The organism is Streptomyces sp. NPDC007863 (assembly GCF_040633895.1).
In the GTDB taxonomy this organism is placed as follows: Bacteria; Actinomycetota; Actinomycetes; order Streptomycetales; family Streptomycetaceae; genus Streptomyces.
This window is the reverse complement of record NZ_JBEYEI010000016.1, coordinates 135,635-156,799: the sequence shown is the minus strand read 5'-3', so window position 1 is coordinate 156,799 and position 21,165 is coordinate 135,635. Positions and strand designations below refer to the sequence as shown.

The 21,165-nt window shown below is 73.4% G+C and carries 28 protein-coding genes; 9 read left to right on the top strand and 19 right to left on the bottom strand.

Features of this window, described 5'->3' with window-relative positions:
• Position 1 precedes the first annotated feature (1 nt).
• From ABZ621_RS24965 to ABZ621_RS24955, 3 genes are all read left to right on the top strand, one after another.
• Complete coding sequence (locus ABZ621_RS24965) at positions 2-295, top strand: hypothetical protein (protein WP_360608126.1); 294 nt, start codon at positions 2-4, stop codon at positions 293-295.
• Positions 296-366: 71 nt separating this feature from the next.
• Positions 367-1,041 carry a TetR/AcrR family transcriptional regulator gene (locus ABZ621_RS24960; RefSeq protein ID WP_360608124.1) on the top strand — a complete coding sequence of 225 codons (675 nt, stop codon included), beginning with the start codon at positions 367-369 and terminating at the stop codon, positions 1,039-1,041.
• A 69-nt stretch (positions 1,042-1,110) separates the two neighbouring features.
• A complete protein-coding gene (locus ABZ621_RS24955; protein WP_360608122.1) occupies positions 1,111-2,244 on the top strand; it encodes an FAD-dependent monooxygenase in 1,134 nt (377 codons plus the stop codon).
• Between the two features lie 41 nt (positions 2,245-2,285).
• Here ABZ621_RS24955 and ABZ621_RS24950 read toward each other — a convergent pair whose 3' ends face one another.
• The 4 genes from ABZ621_RS24950 to ABZ621_RS24935 form a co-directional block, all read right to left on the bottom strand.
• Positions 2,286-2,900, bottom strand: coding sequence for a LysE family transporter (locus ABZ621_RS24950; RefSeq protein WP_360608120.1), 615 nt, complete (start codon positions 2,898-2,900; stop codon positions 2,286-2,288).
• Positions 2,897-3,208 carry a DUF2087 domain-containing protein gene (locus ABZ621_RS24945; protein WP_360608118.1) on the bottom strand — a complete coding sequence of 104 codons (312 nt, stop codon included), beginning with the start codon at positions 3,206-3,208 and terminating at the stop codon, positions 2,897-2,899. Before ABZ621_RS24945 ends, ABZ621_RS24950 begins: the two co-directional genes overlap by 4 nt.
• 70 nt (positions 3,209-3,278) lie before the next feature.
• The gene (locus ABZ621_RS24940; protein ID WP_360608116.1) at positions 3,279-3,557 is read right to left on the bottom strand and encodes a hypothetical protein; all 279 of its coding nucleotides are present in this window, start codon (positions 3,555-3,557) and stop codon (positions 3,279-3,281) included.
• 163 nt (positions 3,558-3,720) lie between these two features.
• Positions 3,721-5,163, bottom strand: coding sequence for an MFS transporter (locus ABZ621_RS24935; RefSeq protein ID WP_360608114.1), 1,443 nt, complete (start codon positions 5,161-5,163; stop codon positions 3,721-3,723).
• A gap of 200 nt (positions 5,164-5,363) precedes the next feature.
• Between ABZ621_RS24935 and ABZ621_RS24930 the strand changes: the two genes are divergently transcribed.
• Positions 5,364-6,041 (top strand): hypothetical protein, encoded by a 678-nt coding sequence (locus ABZ621_RS24930; RefSeq protein ID WP_360608112.1) that lies wholly within the window; start codon positions 5,364-5,366, stop codon positions 6,039-6,041.
• Between the two features lie 234 nt (positions 6,042-6,275).
• Positions 6,276-7,490 (top strand): Cmx/CmrA family chloramphenicol efflux MFS transporter, encoded by a 1,215-nt coding sequence (locus tag ABZ621_RS24925; RefSeq protein WP_360608267.1) that lies wholly within the window; start codon positions 6,276-6,278, stop codon positions 7,488-7,490.
• On the opposite strand, the gene ABZ621_RS24920 is transcribed toward ABZ621_RS24925, so the two are convergent.
• The 8 genes from ABZ621_RS24920 to ABZ621_RS24885 all read right to left on the bottom strand — a co-directional run bounded on the left by ABZ621_RS24920 (position 7,408) and on the right by ABZ621_RS24885 (position 12,146).
• A complete protein-coding gene (locus ABZ621_RS24920) occupies positions 7,408-8,058 on the bottom strand; it encodes a GNAT family N-acetyltransferase (protein ID WP_360608109.1) in 651 nt (216 codons plus the stop codon). The two genes, ABZ621_RS24925 and ABZ621_RS24920, sit on opposite strands and share 83 nt — an antisense overlap.
• Entirely contained in the window at positions 7,956-8,822 is an 867-nt protein-coding gene (locus ABZ621_RS24915) for a hypothetical protein (protein ID WP_360608107.1), read from the bottom strand. The genes ABZ621_RS24920 and ABZ621_RS24915 overlap by 103 nt, the downstream gene beginning before the upstream one ends.
• Positions 8,738-9,436, bottom strand: coding sequence for a hypothetical protein (locus ABZ621_RS24910; RefSeq protein WP_360608106.1), 699 nt, complete (start codon positions 9,434-9,436; stop codon positions 8,738-8,740). The genes ABZ621_RS24915 and ABZ621_RS24910 overlap by 85 nt, the downstream gene beginning before the upstream one ends.
• Positions 9,433-9,843, bottom strand: coding sequence for a hypothetical protein (locus tag ABZ621_RS24905; RefSeq protein WP_360608104.1), 411 nt, complete (start codon positions 9,841-9,843; stop codon positions 9,433-9,435). Before ABZ621_RS24905 ends, ABZ621_RS24910 begins: the two co-directional genes overlap by 4 nt.
• Positions 9,844-10,241: 398 nt before the next feature.
• The gene (locus ABZ621_RS24900) at positions 10,242-11,075 is read right to left on the bottom strand and encodes a helix-turn-helix transcriptional regulator (protein WP_360608102.1); all 834 of its coding nucleotides are present in this window, start codon (positions 11,073-11,075) and stop codon (positions 10,242-10,244) included.
• Entirely contained in the window at positions 11,072-11,566 is a 495-nt protein-coding gene (locus ABZ621_RS24895) for a DUF6879 family protein (protein WP_360608265.1), read from the bottom strand. The genes ABZ621_RS24900 and ABZ621_RS24895 overlap by 4 nt, the downstream gene beginning before the upstream one ends.
• Positions 11,567-11,582: 16 nt before the next feature.
• Entirely contained in the window at positions 11,583-11,777 is a 195-nt protein-coding gene (locus tag ABZ621_RS24890) for a hypothetical protein (RefSeq protein ID WP_360608100.1), read from the bottom strand.
• A 126-nt stretch (positions 11,778-11,903) separates the two neighbouring features.
• Positions 11,904-12,146, bottom strand: a complete 243-nt coding sequence (locus ABZ621_RS24885; protein WP_360608098.1) for a winged helix-turn-helix domain-containing protein — start codon at positions 12,144-12,146, stop codon at positions 11,904-11,906.
• A gap of 146 nt (positions 12,147-12,292) precedes the next feature.
• Here ABZ621_RS24885 and ABZ621_RS24880 point away from each other — a divergent pair, with 146 nt between their 5' ends.
• A complete protein-coding gene (locus ABZ621_RS24880) occupies positions 12,293-12,619 on the top strand; it encodes a hypothetical protein (protein WP_360608096.1) in 327 nt (108 codons plus the stop codon).
• A gap of 208 nt (positions 12,620-12,827) precedes the next feature.
• Here ABZ621_RS24880 and ABZ621_RS24875 read toward each other — a convergent pair whose 3' ends face one another.
• Both ABZ621_RS24875 and ABZ621_RS24870 read right to left on the bottom strand, forming a co-directional pair.
• Positions 12,828-13,097 (bottom strand): DUF4031 domain-containing protein, encoded by a 270-nt coding sequence (locus ABZ621_RS24875; RefSeq protein ID WP_360608094.1) that lies wholly within the window; start codon positions 13,095-13,097, stop codon positions 12,828-12,830.
• Positions 13,098-13,155: 58 nt separating this feature from the next.
• Entirely contained in the window at positions 13,156-13,512 is a 357-nt protein-coding gene (locus tag ABZ621_RS24870; protein WP_360608092.1) for a hypothetical protein, read from the bottom strand.
• 102 nt (positions 13,513-13,614) lie between these two features.
• On the opposite strand from ABZ621_RS24870, the gene ABZ621_RS24865 reads away from it, so the two are divergent.
• From ABZ621_RS24865 to ABZ621_RS24855, 3 genes are read left to right on the top strand one after another with little or no spacing between them, the layout of a single operon-like run.
• Positions 13,615-14,535, top strand: a complete 921-nt coding sequence (locus ABZ621_RS24865) for a MurR/RpiR family transcriptional regulator (protein ID WP_360608090.1) — start codon at positions 13,615-13,617, stop codon at positions 14,533-14,535.
• Between the two features lie 10 nt (positions 14,536-14,545).
• A complete protein-coding gene (gene murQ / locus ABZ621_RS24860; RefSeq protein ID WP_360608088.1) occupies positions 14,546-15,493 on the top strand; it encodes an N-acetylmuramic acid 6-phosphate etherase in 948 nt (315 codons plus the stop codon).
• A 38-nt stretch (positions 15,494-15,531) separates the two neighbouring features.
• Positions 15,532-17,040: a PTS transporter subunit EIIC gene (locus ABZ621_RS24855; RefSeq protein ID WP_360608086.1), complete on the top strand. Its 1,509-nt coding sequence runs from the start codon at positions 15,532-15,534 to the stop codon at positions 17,038-17,040.
• Between the two features lie 58 nt (positions 17,041-17,098).
• Here ABZ621_RS24855 and ABZ621_RS24850 read toward each other — a convergent pair whose 3' ends face one another.
• The 5 genes from ABZ621_RS24850 to ABZ621_RS24830 form a co-directional block, all read right to left on the bottom strand.
• Complete coding sequence (locus ABZ621_RS24850; protein ID WP_360608084.1) at positions 17,099-17,569, bottom strand: S26 family signal peptidase; 471 nt, start codon at positions 17,567-17,569, stop codon at positions 17,099-17,101.
• A 17-nt stretch (positions 17,570-17,586) separates the two neighbouring features.
• On the bottom strand, positions 17,587-19,449 hold the full coding sequence (locus ABZ621_RS24845) for an ABC transporter ATP-binding protein (RefSeq protein WP_360608082.1): 1,863 nt from the start codon (positions 19,447-19,449) through the stop codon (positions 17,587-17,589).
• Entirely contained in the window at positions 19,446-20,003 is a 558-nt protein-coding gene (locus tag ABZ621_RS24840; protein ID WP_360608080.1) for a hypothetical protein, read from the bottom strand. The genes ABZ621_RS24845 and ABZ621_RS24840 overlap by 4 nt, the downstream gene beginning before the upstream one ends.
• A 52-nt stretch (positions 20,004-20,055) precedes the next feature.
• Positions 20,056-20,628, bottom strand: coding sequence for a MauE/DoxX family redox-associated membrane protein (locus tag ABZ621_RS24835; protein ID WP_360608078.1), 573 nt, complete (start codon positions 20,626-20,628; stop codon positions 20,056-20,058).
• 98 nt (positions 20,629-20,726) lie between these two features.
• The gene (locus ABZ621_RS24830) at positions 20,727-20,906 is read right to left on the bottom strand and encodes a hypothetical protein (protein WP_189951076.1); all 180 of its coding nucleotides are present in this window, start codon (positions 20,904-20,906) and stop codon (positions 20,727-20,729) included.
• Positions 20,907-21,165: the final 259 nt, after the last annotated feature.

Below are 21,165 nucleotides of genomic sequence, written 5' to 3'. Positions count from 1 at the left end.
CATGAGCGCTGACTGTTCTCGCTGGTCCATCGGTTCGCGGAACTCGTTCCTCTCCATCGGGTCGGTCGGCTCGACGCTGTCGATCGGCTCGGTGGGCTCCTTCCTGTCCATCGGCTCGGTCGGCTCCGCGGCCTCCGTCCTCTCGGCCGGCTCCTGGGCCAGCCTCGGCTCGCTGCTGTCGGCGGAGTCCCAGTGGTCGGCCCTGTCCTGGCGCTCCCGGGGCGCCGTGCTCGCCGCCGGCGCGGGCCTCACGGCCGTCGCCCTGACGGCCCTCGCCGCGGCCCGCCGCGACTGAACGCGCCTGACGGACCGAGCCGTTCGGTTCCTATACTGGTGCGCCCCTCCCCTACCGCTAGGACGTACCCCATGGCCGTCAGCGAGGACGTCCTCGCCGCGTACGGGATCCCCGTCATCCCCGACCCCGCCGACGCGGCCTCCCGCAAACGGCAGGCGATCATCGACGCGGCGCTGACGGAGTTCCTCGCGGAGGGGTACTCGGCCGCGTCGATGGACGCGATCACCGCCCGGTCCGGGGTGTCGAAGGCGACGATCTACAAGCACTTCGGCAGCAAGGAGCGGCTGTTCCTCGCCGTCGTCGGCGGGATACTCCCGAAGACGTACGCGGACCTGGAGCCGACGAACTCGACCGTCGCCGCCGCCCCCGACCTGCGCGCCGCCCTGGTGCGGCTGACGACGGACTGGGCGCGGATCCTGCTGCGGCCGGACATCATGTCGCTGCGGCGGCTCGTCATCGGCGAGATCGACCGCTTCCCGCAGCTGGGACAGCTCTGGTACCGCGTCAGCTACGACATGAACAACGGCCCGCTCGTCGAGGCCTTCACCGAGCTCGCCGCCCGCGGGGTCCTCGACGTGCCGGACCCGAAGCTGGCGGTGCAGCAGCTCGTCGCGGCGACGGTGGGGGTGCCGCAGCTCGTGCGGACCTTCTCGCCGGAGGCGGAGATCGACGACGCCGAGCTGGAGCGGACGATCGCCTCGGGAGTGGACCTGTTCCTGGCCCGGTACGCGGCCGCCGGCGCCTGACGCACGCCTGACGCCCGACGCCCGACGCCCGACAACGTTCCGCACGACATCTCCTCCGGAGGAAACGACATGGCACCACCCCTGCGCGTCCTCGTCCACGGCGGCGGCATAGGCGGGCTCACCCTCGCCGCCCTGCTCGCCCGCCGCGGGCACACCGTGGAGGTCGCCGAGGTCCGCGACGGGCCCGACGCGCTCGGCGTCGGCATCATCCAGCCCTCGAACGCCCTGCACGTGATGCGCGAGGCCGGGCTCCTCGACGCCTGTCTCGCCGCCGGCTTCGCGTGGGAGGTCCTCACCATCGCCGACCCGGCCGGGACCGTGCGCCTCGACCTGCCGCAGCCGCGCATGGACGGCGCCCCGCCGGCCAACGGCATCCCCCGGCCCGCGCTCGTCCGCCTCCTCGCCGACGCCGCCCGCGAGGCCGGTGCCACGCTCCGGTACGGCGCCACCGTCGACACGCTCGCCGACGACGGCACCGGCGTCGACGTCACCCTCACGGACGGCTCCGCCGGCCGCTGGGACCTCGTCGTGGGCTTCGACGGCATCGGCTCCCCGCTCCGCACCCGCCTCTACGGCGACCGCCACACCCCCGAGTACACCGGCTTCGCGAACTGGCGGGTCACCGTCCCCCGCCTCCCCGGCATCGACGGGGTCCTCATGTGCGTGTTCGGGCCCGCGGCGAAGGCGCTGCTCACCCCGATCACCGACGAACTCATGTACCTGGGCGCGGTGTTCCCCGAGGACGCCGACTACCGTCCGGACCCCGGCACCGCGCACGAGGAGCTGGCGAAGCGGCTCGCGATGTTCACGGGGCCGGTCGGCGAGGCCGTCGCCTCCGTCACCGACCCGGCGTCCGTCGTCCACACGCGCATCTCGCAGGTGACCGTCGAGGACCCGTGGCACGTCGGCCGGATCGTCCTCGCCGGCGACGCCGCCCACGCCTCCACCCCGCACCTCGCGCAGGGCGCGGCGATGGCCGTCGAGGACGCCCTCGTGCTCGCCGACGCGCTGCGCGACGAGGACACCGTCCCCGCCGCGCTCGCCGCCTGGGAGGCCCGCCGCCGCCCCCGCGCGCTGTGGGTGCAGGCGCTGTCCCGCGCGGTCCTCAAGCAGGAGACGGGCACGCCCACGACGCCCGAGGAGGACGAACTCCTGAAGATCGGCGTCCCGGGCGCCGCGCACGTCCTGGTCCAGCCCTACTAGGCCACCGGGTCACCGGGCTCACTGGCCCCCGGCTCACCGGCTCACCGGACCACCAGGCCCAGCGCCAGGACGGCGATCAGGGCGCTCGACGCCAGGCCCGTGAGGAGCCGGGCGCGGGCGCCCGTCAGGGCGTGGCCGAGGAGGGTGCCGGTGGCGGCGAGCAGCAGCTGCCAGCTCGCCGAGGCGGCGAAGGCCGCGGCGACGAAGACGGCCGCCTCGGCCGGGCCCGTCGTCGCGTGGCCGCCGAGGACGAGGGCCGTGAAGTACAGGACCGTCATCGGGTTCAGGACCGTGATGCCGAGGAAGGTCCAGAAGGCCCGGTGCGGTGCCGTCACCGGCCGGTCCTCCGCCGGGGTCCCGGCGCGGTGGGCGCGGAGCGCGGTACGGGCCGAGGCCGCCGCGAGGGCCAGGAGGACGAGGACGGACGCCCAGCGCAGGGGCGACGCCACCGGGGCGAGGAGCGGCACGAGCGCGGCCCCTCCGGCGACCGCGACCAGGGCGTACACCCCGTCCGCCGCCGCGATGCCGAGCGCCGCGCCCGCCCCCGTACGCCAGGGGCCGCGGGCCGCGACCGCCACCAGGTGCGCGCCGACGGCGCCCACCGGGACCGCGATGCCGTAGCCGGCCAGCAGGCCGGCCACCGCCGCGCCGGTCACGCGACGGCGGGGGTCGCACCTCCGGTGACCGGGGCCGTGCGCTGTCGGTGGTAGGCCGCGCCGTCCTTCGTCCGGGCGAGGAAGCCGCCGACGACGAGGTAGCGGCGCAGGGCCGGGTAGTCCTCGTGGACGGTCTTCAGGGCCTCGTTGACCTCGGACTCGCGGTAGACGCGGCCGGACTCGAAGAGGCTCTCGGCGAGGTGCGCGAGGAGCGCCTCGCGGCGGGCCGGACGTCGCGGGATCGCGACGAGCCGCCCGTCGGCGGCGAAGAGGTCCGCGACGGGGCGCGGGGAAGGATGACTGGTCATGGGGCGTAAGGGTGTCGGCCGTCCCGCTTCCCCGCAAAGGGTTTTCGGGCGGCGGCCGGCGCCGGCCGCCTCAGCGGAGCATGACGTTCACCGCGTCCTGGAAGGTGGGCAGGATCGGCGGGAGGCCGACCTCCTGGAAGATCGGGCGGGCCTTCGCCGCGAAGGCGAGGAAGTCCTCCTCGGAGTCCCAGAAGTCCACGACCCGCCAGCCGCCGGAGCCGTCGGGGCCCGCCGCGTGGGCGAGGAAGCCCTGCGGGGGCCACCACTCGGACTCCTTGAGGCGGCGGGTCGTGGCCTCGTACTGCTCCTGGGTGCCGCCGGGGATCTCGACGGTGACGATGACGGCCATGCTGCTGCTCCCGTACGTGCGGGGGTGGGGGTCCCGACCAGCTCACCCCCGCCCCGGTGCCCCCGCACCGCGACGGGGACCGAACGGGCGAGCGTCCGCGGCGAAGGGGCCGCCCGGCGTCCGGGGCGGACGTCGGGCGGCCCCTCGGGCGGGCGGGCGGCGGTCAGGCGGCGGCCTTCTCGCCCTGCGGGGCGGGCGCCGCGGCGGCGCCCGCGGCGGCCACGGCCTTGTCGCCCTTCATCACCAGGAGGGTGACCACGCCGCCGACGGCGGCGATGACCGCCGCGCCGAGGAAGGCGGCCGAGAAGCCCTCGGTGAGCCTGGGCAGGTCGCCGAGCCGGTCGGCGCCCTGCGACATGGCGACCGCGGTGAGGGCGGCGAGGCCGAGCGCGGAGCCGACGTTGTAGGTGGTGTTGACGATGCCGGAGGCGAGTCCGGCCTGTTCCCGCGGGGCGCCGGACATCGCGGCGATCATCGCCGGGATGTAGGCGAGGGACATGCCGAGCGCGGCGACGAGCGAGGCGGGCAGGACGTCGACGAGGAAGGTGCCGGTGGGCTCGACGGCGGCGAGCCAGACCAGGCCGGCGGCGAGGACCAGCAGACCGCCGCCGATGAGCGGCTTGGCGCCGACCTTCGCCATCAGGCGGGCGGTGACGGCCGTCATGAAGATCATGAGGAGCACGGTCATCGGGAGCAGCGCGGCGCCGGAGGCGAAGGCCCCGTAGCCGAGGACCTGCTGGAGGTACAGGTTGAGGAAGTACCACATCGGGATCCACGCGGCGCCGAGCAGCGTCATCGCCAGGTTGGCGGAGCCGAGGCGCGGGACCCGCCAGACGCCGAGCGGCATGAGGGGCTCGCGGACGGACTTCTGGATCACGAGGAACAGGGCCAGGAGGACGGCGGCGCCGGTCAGCTGGAGGACGGTCGCGGTGGAGCCCCAGCCGGCCTCGGGGGCGCGGACGACGGCGAAGACGGCGAGGGCGAGGCCGGCGGTGACGGCGGCGGCGCCGAGGACGTCGACGGCGCCGCGGCGGGAGCCGACCTCCGGGAGGAGCCGGGTGGCGGCGAGGGTGGCCAGGCCGATCGGGATGTAGATGAGGAAGACCCACTGCCAGGCGGCCCATTCGGTGAAGACGCCGCCAAGGAAGACGCCCGCGGTGCCGCCGGCCGGGGCGGCGGCACCGTAGAGCGCCATCGCCTTGCCGAGCTCCTTCGGGTCGTGCATGAAGAGCATCATCAGGAGGGTCATGGCGGAGGGCGCGATGAGCGCGCCGCCGACGCCCTGCACGGCGCGGCCCGCGATCTCGACCCAGGCGGTCTGCGCGGCGGCGGCGAGGACCGAGCCGGCGATCATCACGGCCCAGCCGGTGACGAAGATCCTGCGGGCTCCGACGAGGTCGGAGAGGCGTCCGCCGAGGAGCAGCAGACCGCCGAAGACGATCACGTAGGCGTTGAAGACCCACTGGAGCTCGCCCTGGGAGAAGCCCAGGTCCTTCTGCATCTCGGGGAGCGCGACCCCGATGATCGAGGTGTCCATGATGACCATGAACTGGGCGGTGGCGAGCACGAGGAGTGCCCACCAGCGCCGGGGGTTGACGTTCGACATCGCACTGCCCTTCGCTCGCGGCCGACCGGTGACCCGGGTCGCTCACATACCCCTAGGGGGTACCTTCTCGGAGCACCGTAACATACCCATGGGGGGTATATAAGACCGAGAGGGGCGCCGGCTTCCGCCCGGGATCCGGGCAGCCGGAACGGGCACGGCGCGCCCGGGACCGGAGCGGCCGGAACGGGCACAATGCGCCCATGACCGCAACCGAGGACAGCGCGACCGCCACCGGCGACCTCCTCCGGCGCTGGAACGCCACCCTGCTCGCCGCCCGCGCCGGCCGCGAGGGCCCCGACCCCGCCCCGTACGGCCACGACCTGCTCGCCCGCTGGGCCGAACCGCAACGCCGCTACCACACCACCGCCCACCTGCGGGCGGTCCTCGACCGGATCGACGAGCTCACCGACATGGGCGGCGAGGGCGGGGAGCTCGAACTCGTCCGCCTGGCCGCCTGGTTCCACGACGCCGTCTACCGCCCCGACCGGTCCGAGAACGAGGAACGCTCCGCCCACCTCGCCGAACGCGCCCTGACCGAAGCCGGGCTGACCGCCCACGAGGTCGCGGAGGTGGCCCGCCTGGTCCGCCTCACCGTCACCCACGACCCGGCCCCCGGCGACCTCAACGGCGAGACCCTCTGCGACGCCGACCTCGCCATCCTCGCCACCGGCCCCGACACCTACGGGGGGTATACGGCGGCCGTCCGCGAGGAGTACGCCTTCGTCCCCGACGACGCCTTCCGCGAAGGCCGCGCCGCCGTCCTCCGCCACCTCCTCTCCCTCCCCCGCCTCTTCCGCACCCCGTACGGCGCGGCGGTCTGGGAGGAACAGGCCCGCGAGAACCTGGAGAAGGAACTCGCGGAGCTGACCGGCCGGTGAGAACGCAGACGCCCGGCCGGGGGGATCCCGGCCGGGCGTCTCGACCCCGACCGCCTCTGAGCCGCACGCGGGAAGGAGGCGCGGCAGGCCGCCGGGGGGCGCGTCTCGCATCGCGAGAAGAACCGGTGCCTCGGAATGACAGGAACGAATCACCGGTTCACACATGTCATGCCGTCTCTCTCCGCCGAGCCCCTCCCCGCTCCTCCTCCCACCCCCGCCCCCACCGCCCCCCGGATGCCCCTGGCCGTCTACATCCTCGGCCTCTCCGTCTTCGCACTCGGCACGAGCGAGTTCATGCTCTCCGGCCTCCTGCAGGCCATCGCGGACGACATGGACGTCTCCATCCCGCAGGCCGGACTGCTCATCTCCGCCTTCGCCATCGGCATGGTCGTCGGCGCCCCGCTGCTCGCGGTGGCCACCCTCCGCCTCCCCCGCAAGACGACCCTGGTCGCCCTGATCACCGTCTTCGGCCTCTCGCAGATAGCCGGCGCGCTCGCCCCGAGTTACGGCATCCTCTTCGCGTCCCGCGTCGTCAGCGCCCTCGCCTGCGCCGGCTTCTGGGCCGTGGGCGCGGCCGTCGCCATCGCGATGGTCCCGGTCGACACCCGGGCCCGCGCCCTGGCGGTCATGATCGGCGGCCTCTCCATCGCCAACGTCCTCGGCGTCCCGGCCGGCGCCTTCCTGGGCGAGCACCTCGGCTGGCGCTCCGCCTTCTGGGCCGTCGGCGCCGCCTCCGCGATCGCCCTCGCCGGCGTCGTCACCCGCATCCCGCACCTCCCGCTCCCGGAGACGAGGCCCCGCCTCAGGCAGGAGCTCACGATCTACCGGGACCGCCAGGTCCTCCTCTCGATCACGGTCACCGCCCTCGCCGCGGGCGGCGTCTTCTGCGCCTTCTCCTACCTGGCCCCGCTCCTCACCGACGTCTCGGGCCTGGGCGAGGCCTGGGTCTCCGGCGTCCTGGCCCTCTTCGGCATCGGCGCCCTGGTCGGCACGGTGATCGGCGGCCGCGTGGCCGACGCCCACCTCTTCGGCGTCCTCCTCACCGGCATCACGGCCTCCACCGTCTTCCTGGTGGCCCTGGCCCTCTTCGCCGCCGTCCCCGCGGCGACCGTCACCCTCGCCTTCCTCCTCGGCGTCTCGGCCTTCTACACGGCCCCCGCCCTCAACGCCCGCATGTTCGACGTCGCCGGCGCCGCCCCCACCCTGGCCGGCGCCACCACCACCGCCGCCTTCAACCTCGGCAACACCGCCGGCCCCTGGCTCGGCGGCACGGTCATCGACGGCGGCCTCGGCTATGCCTCCCCCGCCTGGGCCGGCGCCACCATGACCCTCCTGGCCCTCGCCACCGCCGCCCTCGCCCTCCGCCTCACCCGCACGAACAGGTCCAGGGTGGTGATGGGCGCCCAGGGCGCGCCGTCGAAGCAGCAGGCGTACGACCACCAGGGCTGACCCCACGCTCAGGTGCGGCCAACCGGTACTCCACCATCCCGCCGCACCACCCGACCCGCGTGAACCCCGCCTTCTCCAGCACCCGGCCCGAGGCACCGTTGTCCGGGTGACGCCTGGCGCCGAGGGAAGTGAAGCCCCCGGCGCCGAAGGCGAAGGAGACGAGCAGCCGAACGGCGCTCGTCGCGTGACCGCTCCGCCACCGGTCCTCGCGCAGGACGTAACTCACTCGCCCGTGGCCGCCTGACCGGCGGCCGAGCTTCACGACGCCGACGAGGTCCCCGTCGACCTCCACGCCGAGGACGTACTGGACCACCGGATCGGCCGTGGCCCACTCCCGTACCCGCGCCACGTACTCCACGGCCTCCTGCCCGCCCATCCCGGCCCGTCCGAGAAAGGCCACGGCGGCTCCGCTGTAGACGCGCCGGACAGCCGCGGCGTCATCGGTGGTCAGCGGGCGCAGCCCGGTCACCGGGCGAGCGATGCGACGACCGCGGCGGCCGTGGGGCGGTCCGCCGGCACCGGAGCGAGACACACGGTGATCGCCGCCTCGAACTCCCCGAAGGTCCATGGCCGGACCTTCGGAAGCGGCACGCAGGCGGCGATCACCGCGCGGCCGTCGCCGTCCTCGTACCCGACAGGGCGCCGCCCGGTCCAGCACCAGTACAGCGACGCGCCGAGCCCCCAGACGTCCGCCTCGGGAGTCGCCCGTACGTGGGTGTCCACCGGCGTCGCGAGGACGGCGGCCGCGATCTCAGGGGCGGTGGTGTGCGTGAGAGCACCCCGGTAGGGAAGGCGCGGACGGTCATCGGGCCCGCAGGCGAGGGCGTAGTCGACGAGTGCCACCCTCCCGTCTGCCGCGACCAGGGCGTTGGTGGGCTGGACGTCCGCGTGGGCCCATCCGACGGCATGCATCCGGTCCAGGCACCCGGCCCACGTCCGGGCGGCGTCGAGAAGCCACGGCCGCGCCCCCGGCCCGTCCTCGGCCCGCACCGGGGCGAACGCCTCCCACACCGACTGGCCGTCGGCCCACCGCACGGCGAGCCACCGCCCGCCCTCCCACGCGCCCGCGCTCACCCGATACCCGGGGCGCACCGCTCCGGCCTCGACGAGCCGCGCGAGGTGAACGTCCTCCTGGGCCAGCTCCGCGGCCTTGTCCCGCGCCCAGTCGCCGTGGGGGTCGTTCGCCTTCAGTGCGACGGCTCCCCGAGGGCCCTGGACCTTCCAGGCCCGCGAACCACGCCGATCGCTCAGGAGCCGCGCGCGGAGGGGTTCGCCGAGATGGCTCTTGAGGCGGTGGACGGCCTCGTCCGGGGGAGAAAGCGCCTCGTCCACGTACGGATCTCCTGCCAGTCGTAGGGAATGCCCTCGAAGACATCGCGGCCGTCGTCGTCGGCCATGGCAAGTGCGGCGGCCAGATCGGGAGTCGAGCGGAGAAGCCGGGGATCACGTCGGCGGACGGCCGCCCGTACGGCAAGGAACGAAACCGGAGCCGCCGGAAGGCGATCGCCCGCCGCAAAGATCTCCTCCTCGCCCTCGTGAAACGTGCCGACCATGATCCCGACCGGGCCGTACAGGTTCTTGAGGGCCCAGTGCGGCCACGCCAGAAGCGCCCGGTGCCAGGCCCCGGGCGTCTCGCCCAGGAGAACGACGTTCTCGCACCGCAGGAACCCATGGGGCTGACGGATCAGGGGCCGTAACCGCTCGGCGGCCGTCGCCCCGGCGTGGAACAGTTCCGCCTCCACCGCTCCCGCGTCACCGTCGACTCCGTAGACGGTCCAGGTGGTCAGCCCCCGCTCGACGGAGGGGCCCAGGTAAGGACAGTGCGCGGTCATCCGCCGCACGTACCCGCTGACGTCCACGGACCGCGGCCGGACCGCGCCGGCCTCGACGAGGCGGAGCGCCCCGGCGGTCGGCCGGGACGCCCCGCCGGTGCGCGCGGGGCTCACCGGCCGCCCGGCGCGACGTCGTCGCCGTCTCCGGTGGTGGGGGTGCAGTCCCACTCGGCCACGACCCGCCCGGTCTCCCGGTAGTGCGCCAGCGCTGTCTCGTCGAGGCGCCCCTCCTCGTCGGTGAACCAGATCTCCGGCAGCGGGCCGTACGCCTCCTCGTACGCCGCCACCCAGCCGACCGGCCCCACCCCCTTCGCCTCCCGGTGCCCGAGCACCGCCCCGGCGTGCCCGGCGCAGAAGCCCGCGTACTCCGGGGTGGCGAGCATCCGGTGCCACACGGCGTCCACGGCCCGCGAGAACATCTCGGCGGCCCCCTCCCCGCGCGCGAACCGCCGCCCGGCGATGCCCAGGAACCGGCCGAGTTCCCGGCGCTCGATCGTGGTGGGCCTCTTCGTGTCACTCATGTGGTGCTCCTTCCGACGGTGTTCCGTGTTCTCCTGGATGCCATCCGGGACGAAGGTCCGGGGAGCGGGGCCGTACCCTCGCTCGACGGATTGGCGTCGCCGCATCGGGTGCAGGCGTATCGCCCGTTCACGCCGAGGGTTTTGCGACCGCATCGGGTGCAGTCGTGCGCGGTGATCACGACGGCTGCGGGCACGTCATGCCCGTGTGCCGGTAGACGACGTTCGCACGGACCCCGGGGTCCGTACCGGACACGAAGCCGCGCCGCATCCGCTCGTCCGGCCGGATCGGCCGCGCACACCGCGGACACCGGTGCCCCGACGGGGCGTGGGTGCCGTACTCGTCCGTGATGTCGTCAGTTGCCATGGGGCCCAGAGTCGTCCGGATGGACGACCCCGATCTAGAGGCTTTCCCGTTGCCGCAAGAGTTCGTCCCGGACGCCTTCGAGCAGCGTGATCGATTCCGCGCCGGTGACGGCGTCCTCGGCGAAGCCGTCGAACTTCGCCACGTACACGGCTACGTCCCGGGGGTCGGTCACGACCACTTCCGCGTGCACGGTCTCGACGGTCACGGCCCGGTCGTCCCTGACGACGAACGCGTGGTTGGGGATGTCACGCTTGGGCCCTGCGAGGGGAACGACCCGGAGATCCACGTTCGGGAGCCTGGTGACGGAGATCAGTTTGTCGAGCTGGCCGACCATGACCATGGGCGGGACGATGAGCCATCTCAGCACCGGTTCCGTGAGAACGAACCGGAACGCCTTCCCCTCGTCGTAGAGGGCGGATTGCCGTTCGAGCCGTGCCGCGACCGTGCGCCGTACGGTCTCTTCGGTCAGATCGTCGTGGCGGGACAGAATCGCACGCGCGTACTCGGGGGTCTGGAGGAGGCCGGGAATGAGTGCCGGCTGGAAGACGCGCAGGAGGCTCATCCGGGCTTCGATCGCCCGCAGCCGTTCCTGCGCCTTGTGGAGACCCGCGCGCTGGATCAGCCGCCAGGCCGTGGCCTCCGTGGCCACGGCGCGGGCCGCGTCCAGGTATTCGGCCTTGACCGCCTCCGACACTTCCAGAGCGGTGAGGATGCGGTCCACGTCGTCGGCGCTCGGGGACAGCTTCCCCGTCTCGATCTTGCTCAGCTTGCTGGGAGACATGACGGCGCTGCGGGCAACGGCCTTGGCTTCCCTCCCGGAAGCGATCCGCAAGGCCCGCAGCGTGACGCCCAGCTCCGAACGGTTCATCCGGCGTGCTTGGTCCACCAGTCGGCGAACGGCACGGCACGCGCCAAGGCCACGTCCCTGCGCTCCGCGTACTCGGGGCCTACATCGTCCGGCAGCACCTCGGCACCTGCGAATCCGCCGTCGTCCGTGTAGTTCATGGACACGGCCGTGGTGGAGTCGAAGAGCCAGAAGTCGCCCGAGTTTTCCAGGGGGTTGATCCCGTCCGTCACATCGAGGATGAAGAACTCCTCCCCGGCCGTCGCGTTCGTCACGTATCCCCAGCTGAGTTCGAACCGCAGGTACGGGGTGAGAGGACGACCGAGGACGTGGACCCGGTAGACCCTGCGCCCCGACCGCGTCCATGTCCCGACCTCGTCGAGCCAGTCCGCGTTGTAGCCGTCCGGGATCGGCTCGCCATCCAGGAATCTTCGGTAGGCGTCCACGTTGCCGGAGCGGCTGTAGTCGTCGAGCGTCTCCAGCCGGAAGGCTTCCTGACGGAAGCCGTCGAACATGTCGTCCAGGGTGCGGTCAGGCACTGGCGTTCTCTCCGAACGCCTGCCGGATCAGCTCCATGGGGATCTCCACCAGGGTTTCGTGATCGGGAATGCTGAGCCCGTGATCGGCCGGGGTCTCGCCCTGTACGAGGATCGTGCCCCGGTCGGTCTTGTAGATGGTGGGGCAGTCCCGCTTGTCGCAACTCTTCGCGAGCATGGTCACCTTCACGACGATCCCCTTACTCGTAGGTGCCTCCGATGGTTACGGGCGGGGTCCGTCGGCGACAAGGGGTTTCGGTTTCCACAACGGGAAACGCCCCGCCGCGCAGACGGGGCGACTCGGAGACCTGGGTGCTCAGTCGTCCGACGGCAGCGGGTCGGCGACGAAGGTTCCCAGCCCGACCTCCCCACGGGTCCAGCCCTCTTCCCGTACGTGCCGCATCGCCTTCGCCGCCGTCGCGTTCACCACGCCGAACTCCTGGGCGATCTCCAGGGTGGACGGCACACGGCTGCCCGGCGGGTAGGTCCCGGACTCGATACGCCGGATGAGCTCGGCGGCGATCTGTCTCCAGAGGGGGCGGGTGCGATCGAGATCCATGGGTGCAGCGTGGTTGTCCGCAGCTTTCTGCGCATCCGTAGATAACCGTGGATAACTGCGGATACAGTGATGCCCGACACAGAAGCGCCCCTGGCGCGGCCGGGCAGGGCCACCCCAGGGGCTGACCGAAGAATGGAGCTTCGGCCATGCGGAACCTTATCGTCGCGTTGCTCGCACACTTGCTCAGCGCGCTGGCGGCCGATTCCCGGCAGCGCCGGGCAAGCGCCCCGGCGACCACCGCCGTCCCCGCCCTGCGGATGGACGAACGCCGCCCCCGCTCCCCGTACGGGCTCATGGACACCCTCGACGGGGAGGGCACCGCCCTCGTCCGTCCCTATCTGCTCGCGCACGAACGGCAGCAGGAGCGGGCTGCCCTGCAACTCTGGCGGCGGGTCGGCCTGGTGCTGGCGGCAGACTTCGGGGTCGACCTGGACACGCGGGACGTGCACGCCCCGGGGGTGATGGCGTGGTGAGCGTGCCGAGCCCGGAGCCGTCCGCGCGGAAGCCCGTCCGCATGTGCGCGCGGTGCCAACGGATCACGGACGCACCCGTGACCGTCGCCGAGGTGCACCAGAGTTCCGGGCCCGGATGGAACGTGTACGCGTGCCCGGAGTGCGCGCCGCACTTCCCGCCCTTGCCCGACGTACCGGATCTCTTTCCGGGAGGGCGCTCGCACCCCGCCTAGGAGGCCGGCCGTCCCTTGGGCCGGCGCAGCCCCGCCTCCGTGAGCCGGCGGAGGAGTTCCTTGGAGCCGACCGGGAGCGCGCCGGCGGCGAGCGTCTTCTCGTACCAGTCGGACGGGATGTCGTAGTGGTCGCGGTCGAAGCCGCGGGCGGGGGCGCCGAGGGCGGCGGCGAAGGCGTGGAGTTCCTCGAAGGAGGCGTCGCTGACGAGGTGGGACCACATGCGGCCGTGGCCCGGCCAGGTCGGCGGGTCGATGTAGAGGGTCATCGGCGGGGTCCTGTACCGCCGGCTCCGCCCGCGGGCCCCGGCCCGTCGGCGGGGAGACTCATGTCAGCCCGCCCACCCGGGCCACCACGACGCCCTGTTTGCCGCAGACCCAGTGGGGGTCCGGGCCCAGTTCGGGTTCGACGTCGAGGGCGTGGGGGTCGCCGGAGGAGCAGACGGGGCAGAGGGGCCAGCGGCCGTAGGCCTCCAGGAGGGCGTCCTGGACGTCCTGGGCGACGAGGCCGGCGACGTACTCGACGCCCTCGGGCCAGTGCTCGACCCACCAGCGGCGGTGCGTCACCGCGTCCTCCACCATCGACACGACCTGCGCGGCGGCCACGTCACGGGCCGCGAGGTCGGCCAGCACCAGTGCGCGAGCGGCGTGCAGCGCCTGCTCCACGGGGTCGATGTCGTCCATGGGGTCATTGTCCCCCGGCCGTCCCGGAAGGACGAAGGTCCCCTCCTCATCCGGGACGTACGGGGTCTTGTCCGCGCCCGGTCCTGAAAGTATCTTTCAAGCGTGACCAATGACGTGAAGGAAACTTTCAGCGGGGAGGCGCCCCCCGCCCCCGCCGCCCTCGCCGCCAAGGTGCGGACCCTCGCCCCCTCCATGACCCGTTCCATGCAGCGGGTCGCCGAGGCCGTCGCCGGGGACCCCGCCGGGTGCGCCGCCCTCACGGTCACCGGTCTCGCCGAGCTGACCGGCACCAGCGAGGCCACCGTGGTCCGCACCGCGCGGATCCTCGGCTACCCGGGCTACCGCGACCTGCGGCTCGCGCTCGCCGGGCTCGCCGCCCAGCAGCAGTCCGGGCGCGCGCCCTCCGTCACCGCCGACATCGCCGTCGACGACCCCGTCGCCGACGTCGTCGCCAAGCTCGCCCACGACGAGCGCCAGACCCTCGCCGACACCGCCGCCGGACTCGACACCGCGCAGCTCGGCGCCGTCGCCGCCGCCTGCGCCGGCGCCCGCCGCATCGACGTGTACGGCGTCGGCGCCTCCGGCCTCGTCGCCCAGGACCTCGTACAGAAACTGCTGCGGATCGGCCTCATCGCGCACGCCCACGGCGACCCGCACCTCGCCGTCACCAACGCCGTGCAGCTCCGCCCCGGCGACGTGGCCCTCGCCATCACCCACTCCGGCTCCACCGGCGACGTCATAGAACCGCTCCGGGTGGCCTTCGAGCACGGCGCCACCACGGTCGCGGTCACCGGCCGCCCCGACGGCCCCGTCAGCCAGTACGCCGACCACGTGCTGACCACCTCCACCGCCCGGGAGAGCGAGCTCCGGCCGGCCGCCATGTCGTCCCGCACCAGTCAACTCCTGGTCGTGGACTGCCTGTTCACCGTCATCACACAGCGTACGTACGAGACCGCGGCCCCTGCCCTCGCGGCCTCGTACGAAGCCCTCGCCCACCGGCACGCGCCCCGAACCACCCGCTGACACCACGACCATGAAAGAGCAGCCGCCCGTGTCCACCACGTACTCCGAGCTCCGCGCCCAGCTGGCCACCCTCACCACCGAGGCGTTCCGCCCCGAACTGGCCGAGATCGACCGGCTGTCCACCCTGGAGATCGCCCGCACGATGAACGGCGAGGACCAGTCCGTCCCCGCCGCCGTCGCCCGCGAGCTCCCCGCCATCGCCGCCGCCATCGACGCCACCGCCGAGCGGATGGCCCGCGGCGGGCGCCTCCTCTACCTGGGCGCCGGCACCGCCGGCCGCCTCGGCGTCCTCGACGCCAGCGAGTGCCCGCCCACCTTCAACACCGACCCCTCCCAGGTCGTCGGCCTGATCGCGGGCGGCCCCTCCGCCATGGTCCAGGCCGTCGAGGGCGCCGAGGACTCCAAGGAGCTGGCCGGCGCCGACCTCGACGCGCTCGGCGTCGGCCCCGACGACACCGTCGTCGGCATCTCCGCCTCCGGCCGCACCCCGTACGCCATCGGCGCCGTCGAGCACGCCCGCGCCCTCGGCGCGCTCACCATCGGACTCTCCTGCAACACGGACAGCGCGCTCGCCGCCGCCGCCGAGCACGGCATCGAGGTCGTCCCCGGGCCCGAACTCCTCACCGGCTCCACCCGCCTGAAGGCGGGCACGGCCCAGAAGCTCGTCCTCAACATGATCTCGACGATCACCATGATCCGCCTCGGCAAGACCTACGGGAACCTCATGGTCGACGTCCGCGCCTCCAACGAGAAGCTCCAGGCCCGCTCGCGCCGCATCGTCGCGCTCGCGACCGGCGCCCCCGACGAGCAGATCGAGGCCGCGCTCGCCGCCGCCGAGGGGGAGGTGAAGAACGCCATCCTGATCATCCTCGCCGACGTCGACGCCGCCACCGCGGCCCGCCGCCTGGAGGAGTCCCACGGCCATCTGCGTGCGGCGCTGCACGCGACCACCCCCTGAGCCGTCCCCCGCCCCCGTACCGAAGGCACCACCGCACCATGAGCACAGACGACAAGAACCGCGCCATCGCCGCCGCGATCCTCCCCCTCGTCGGCGGCGCCGGGAACATCTCCTCCGTGGCCCACTGCATGACCCGCCTCCGGCTGGGTCTGCGCGACCGCTCGCTCGTCCAGGACGAGGCCCTCAAGGCCCTGCCGTCCGTGATGGGCGTGGTGGAGGACGACACGTACCAGATCGTCCTCGGCCCGGGCACGGTCGCCCGCGTCACCCCCGAGTTCGAGGCCCTGGTGGCCGAGGGAGCCGCGGAGGCCCCCGCGCACTCCGCCGAGGAGCTGGCCGACAAGGGCGCCGCCCTCAAGGCGGCGCGGAAGGCGAAGAACGCGACCCCCTTCAAGCTCTTCCTCCGCAAGATCGCGAACATCTTCGTCCCGCTGATCCCCGCCCTCATCGGCTGCGGCATCATCGCCGGCCTCAACGGCCTGCTGATCAACCTCGGCTGGCTGCCCGGCGTCACCCCGGCGCTCGCCGCCATCGCCAGCGGCTTCATGGCCCTCATCGCGGTCTTCGTCGGCTTCAACACGGCGAAGGAGTTCGGCGGCACGCCGATCCTCGGCGGCGCGGTCGCCGCCATCATCGTCTTCGCGGGCGTCGCCAAGATCGAGGTCTTCGGCCAGACCCTCTCCCCCGGCCAGGGCGGTGTCCTCGGCGCGCTCGGCGCGGCCGTCCTCGCCGTGTACGTGGAGAAGTGGTGCCGCCGCTGGGTGCCGGAGTCCCTCGACGTCCTGGTCACCCCGACGCTCACCGTGCTCGTCTCCGGGCTCGTCACGATCTACGGCCTGATGTTCGTCGCGGGCGAGGTCTCGCAGGGCATCGGCGACTTCGCCAACTGGCTCCTGGAGAACGCGGGCGCCGGCGCCGGCTTCCTCCTCGGCGGCCTCTTCCTGCCGCTGGTGATGCTCGGCCTCCACCAGGCCCTCATCCCCATCCACACCACGCTCATCGAGCAGCAGGGCTACACCGCGCTCCTCCCCATCCTGGCGATGGCGGGCGCGGGCCAGGTCGGCGCGGCCATGGCCGTCTACCTGAAGCTGCCGCGCAACGGCTCCATCCGCCGCACCATCAAGTCCGCCCTCCCGGCCGGCTTCCTCGGCGTCGGCGAACCGCTCATCTACGGCGTCTCCCTCCCCCTGGGCCGCCCCTTCGTCACGGCCTGCGTCGGCGGCGCGTTCGGCGGCGGGTTCGTCGGCCTCTTCTCGATGCTGGGCGACAAGGTCGGCTCCACCGCCATCGGCCCGTCCGGCTGGGCGCTCTTCCCGCTCCTCGACGGCAACAAGGGCCTCGGCACGACCATCGCGATCTACGCGGGCGGCCTGATCGTCGGCTACCTCGTCGGCTTCGTCGCCACGTACTTCTGGGGCTTCAGCCGCGAGCTGATCGAGGAGTTCGACGTGGACACGGAGGCGGCGGCGACCCCCGCCCCGGTCGCCGCGGGCACGCCCGCCGCCACCCCGGGCCACGAGCCCGAGCCCGAGGCCGTGAAGGTCTGACCCGCACCGGGAGTCCTTCCGTACGGCTCCGAAGGACGAGGCCCCGCCTCCGCGCACGTCACGCGGGCGCGGGGCCCCGGTCGACCCGGTCGACGACGACGCCGACGACGCTGGAGACCGGCAGCAGGCCCCAGAAGCGGGAGTCGGTGCTGAAGGCGGGGTTGTCGCCGAGGAGCGCGATCCGGCCGGGCGGGACGAGCGCGCCCTCGGGGACGCCGGCGGCGGCGCACACCTCGGGCGGGACCGGTTCCCCGGCCAGGGCGGCGACCCGCTTCACCACCAGCGGCGGCCGGGCCGCCGGGCCGGCGCCCGGGCGGGGGCGCACGAGTCCCTCGGGTGGGGCGACGACGACGATCCGGCCGGTACGCAGCCGGGCCGCGCCGCCGCGGACCACGAGGACCCGCTGGCCGTCGCGCAGGGCCGGCATCATGCTCGGCCCGTTGATCCGCAGCCGGGAGAGGAAGCGGCGCAGCAGCACCAGGAGCAGGACCGGGCCGGCGGTCGCGCCGAGGATCACGTACGGGTACATCCGCGTCTCGCCTCTCCTCAGGGCACCGGGTCCGGGACCGGGTCCGGCGCGTCCGTACGGTAGCCGTCGGCCTGGAGCGTGAACAGCTCCGCGTACCGGCCGCCGCGCTCGATCAGCGTCCGGTGGGTGCCCTCCTCGACGACCCGGCCGTCGCCGAGGACGACGATGCGGTCGGCGTCGCGGACGGCGCCGAGCCGGTGCGAGATCACCACGCCGGTCGCGCCGCCCCGCAGGGTGCGCAGGCTGTCGTGGATCTCCTTCTCGGCCTCCGCGTCCAGGCCCGCGCTGGGCTCGTCGAGGATCAGCAGGTCGGCGTCGGCGCGCATGAACGCCCGTGCCACGGCGACCCGTTGCCATTCGCCGCCGGAGAGCGACTGGCCGGCGAAGGACGCGCCGGGGCCGCCCTGCTCGGCGTCCGGGACGAAGATCCGGCTGAGGAGGGTGCCGTAGCCGGCGGGCAGGCGGGTGAGCCGGTCGTGGACGCCGGCCGCCCGCGCCGCCGCGGTGACGGCGGCGGTGTCGCCGGCCCGGTCGAGCCGGCCGAGGCCGACGTTCTCGGCGGCGGTGAGGTCGTAGCGGCCGTAGTCCTGGAAGACGACGCCGATCCGGCGGCGGTACTCGTCCGGGGTGAAGCGGCGGATGTCGGTGCCGTCCCACAGGATCCGGCCCTCGGTCGGGTCGTACAGCCGGCACAGCAGCTTCACCAGGGTGCTCTTGCCGGCGCCGTTCAGTCCGACGAGCGCGGTCGCCGCGCCCGCGGTGAGCGTCAGGTCCACCCCGCGCAGCACCCACGGCGAGGAGTCGTCGTACCGGAACCAGACGTTCTCGAAGGTGATCGAGGACCGCAGCGGGCGCGGCTCCTCGGCCGGCCCCTCCAGCTGCCGCAGGTCGGGGGTGAGGTCCCGCAGGGCCCGGTAGGAGACGAAGGTGAGGAGGGCCTGGTAGGCGTTGCTGCCGGTGTTCGCGAGCTGGCCGACGCCGGTCTGGATGGCGGCGGTGGCGGCGAGGAAGACGGAGACGTCGCCGACGGAGAGCGCGCCGGAGCCGACGGCCCCGACGACCCAGACGAGCCCCGCGCCGTAGACGGCGACGCCGAGCACGGACGGCCCGACCCCCCTGACGAGGTTGCGGAGTTCGGTGCGCCGCTCGGCCTCGGAGGCGGCGGCCAGTTCGGCCCGGGCCCGGTCCTTGAAGTGGTCCTGGAGCCCGAAGAGCCGGATCTCCTTCACCGCGTCGGTGTCGGTCAGCAGGCTCGCGTAGAACAGCTGGCGGCGGCTGCGCGCCACGATGTCCCGGATGACGGCGGCCCGGCGGCGGCCCGCGGTGAGCTGGGTCCGGAAGGTCGGCAGCGCCATGACCACGGTCAGCGCGCCGAGCAGCGGGTTGAGGACGCAGACCGTGATCAGGAAGCCGAGGAAGGTCACGAGCGCCTGCACGCCGCCGACGACCGAGCCGATCAGCATGCCGGGCGCGGAGGAGCCGGCCTCCTGGGCGAGCCGCAGCTCGTCCTGGAAGGCCGGGTCCTCGAAGTGCCGCAGTCCGGGCAGCCGGTTGACGCCCTCGAACAGCTCGTCCTGGACGCGGAGCTGGACCCGCCGGGCGTGCTGTTCGCGGAGGAAGTCGGTGACGGCGGGGACGAGCGCGATGCCGAGGGCGACGCCGACCATGAGGACGGCGACGCGGACGAGGGCGTCCGTGGGCCGGTCCTGGGTGATCGCGTCGAACAGCTCTCGGACGAGGAGCGCGGCGGCGGCGGGCAGGAGTCCCGCGACGACGCTCCCCGCCAGGTAGAGCAGGAGCGCGCCGGGCCCCGCCCGCCAGGCGAGCTTCGCGGCGGTCCGCCCGGCCCGGAGCACGTCCGCCCTCGGCTGCCGCTTCACCGGGAGGCGGAGGCCGTCGGGGCGGCGGGGGTCTTCGGGGCGGCGGGCGCGACCTGGCCGCGGTCGCTGATCCGGCCCTCGGCGTCGACGTCGAGGTAGCTGGGCCAGCGGACGATCCCGAAGGAGGCGGAGGCGCCCCCGGTGCCGGCGGCCTCGGGGACGACGCGGGCGACCGGGTCGAGCAGTTCGATCATCCGCTGCCGCTCGGGGCCGCCGCCCTTGAGGAAGACGAGCACATGGTCCCGGCCACCCGGGAAGTCCTTCGCCATGGCGGCGAATTCCGGCGCCTGCTCGACACAGGGCGTGCAGGTGGTGGAGAGGAATCCGATGACGGATCCAGGGGCGACGGAATTCCGGTCGATTTCCTCCCCGGAATGCGCGTGGGCATGGAATTCGGGGACGGGAGAACCGTCGGGAAGCGTGTTCTCCGGGGCGTCGGAGACGTATTCGCCGGAATTCCCGGCGGAGCCCGAGGTGCGGCGCGCGAGGGCGAGCAGCAGGAAGAGGTTGAAGACGGAGAGACAGCCGATCAGCACGACGGCGGCGACGAGCATGGGAAGGGCCTCGCTTGGGTTCGCGGCGGATGCGCAGGGGGCGGTCGGGGGGTCAGGAGGTCCGCCGGCCGGCTCCGCCGGTTCCCGAGAAGACGTCGGCGAGCAGGTCGGTGGAGAGGACGAGCGCGCTCACGCAGAGCGCGCCGAACAGGCTGACGAAGACCCCGGCGGGGTCGAGGGAGCCGGCCACCGGGACGGACCCCGGACCGCCCGCGGCGAGCGAGGCGGCGAAGCCGGTGCCGGTCGCCGCCAGGAGGACGGCGTTGCGGACGAGGTGGGCGGGCCCGACCCGGGTCCGGGAGGCGCCGAAGCAGGAGCAGGAGGTGTCGATCCCCCGGCGGAGGACCGAGGCCAGGGCCGCGGTGAAGACCGCGATCAGGCCGAAGGAGAGGACGAACGCCCAGGTGGTGAGGGCCGGCACCCAGACGGCGACGGCGAGCACCGCCTCCAGGACGGGCACCGCGACGGCGACCGGGCCGAGCGCCCGCAGCGGCACGATCCGCATCTCGCGGACGGTGGTGCGGAACGCGCCGGGGGCACGCGCCTTGCCCAGCGCGGAGGCCGCGAAGACGACGGCGACGACGCAGCGGAGGGCGAGGTTCAGGGGGTCGGTCACGTCGGTCACGGTCGTTCCTCCGTCGTCCGGTCCGGCCGGGGCCCTCCCCGGGGCCGCGTGGGGCGGCGCCGGGGAGGGAGGGGTTCACCGCGGAGTGCGGGAGGCGGTCAGCAGTCGCCCGGGTACGACTTGGTGACGCAGGTGGGCGCCGCCGCGCAGTTCCAGGAACAGCAGACCTTGACGTAGAGCGTGGAGCCGGAGCACCAGCTGCTGCCGCCCGCGGGGCAGGCGCAGTACGCCTCGGCGCTCTCCTCGCGGAGAACGCGTCCGAGAAGGCGGTCCGCCATGCCGACAATTGCCTTGACCATAGGATCCCTCACAAAGTGGAGATGGATATTCGGGTCGTGCAAACGTTCACGAGAACTCGCGTTCCGAAACCTACCCGGCTGCCGGAATAAATGTCTAGACCAACCGCGATCTTCGATCGCGAACGTGAACCACGGGCGCGAATCGCGAGGTCAGAGGGGGTAAAGGAAAAGAACCAGCCATCCGGAACGGCTGCCCCCACATGGAATTCAAGCTTCCGAAAGCACGTGCGCATGGCCG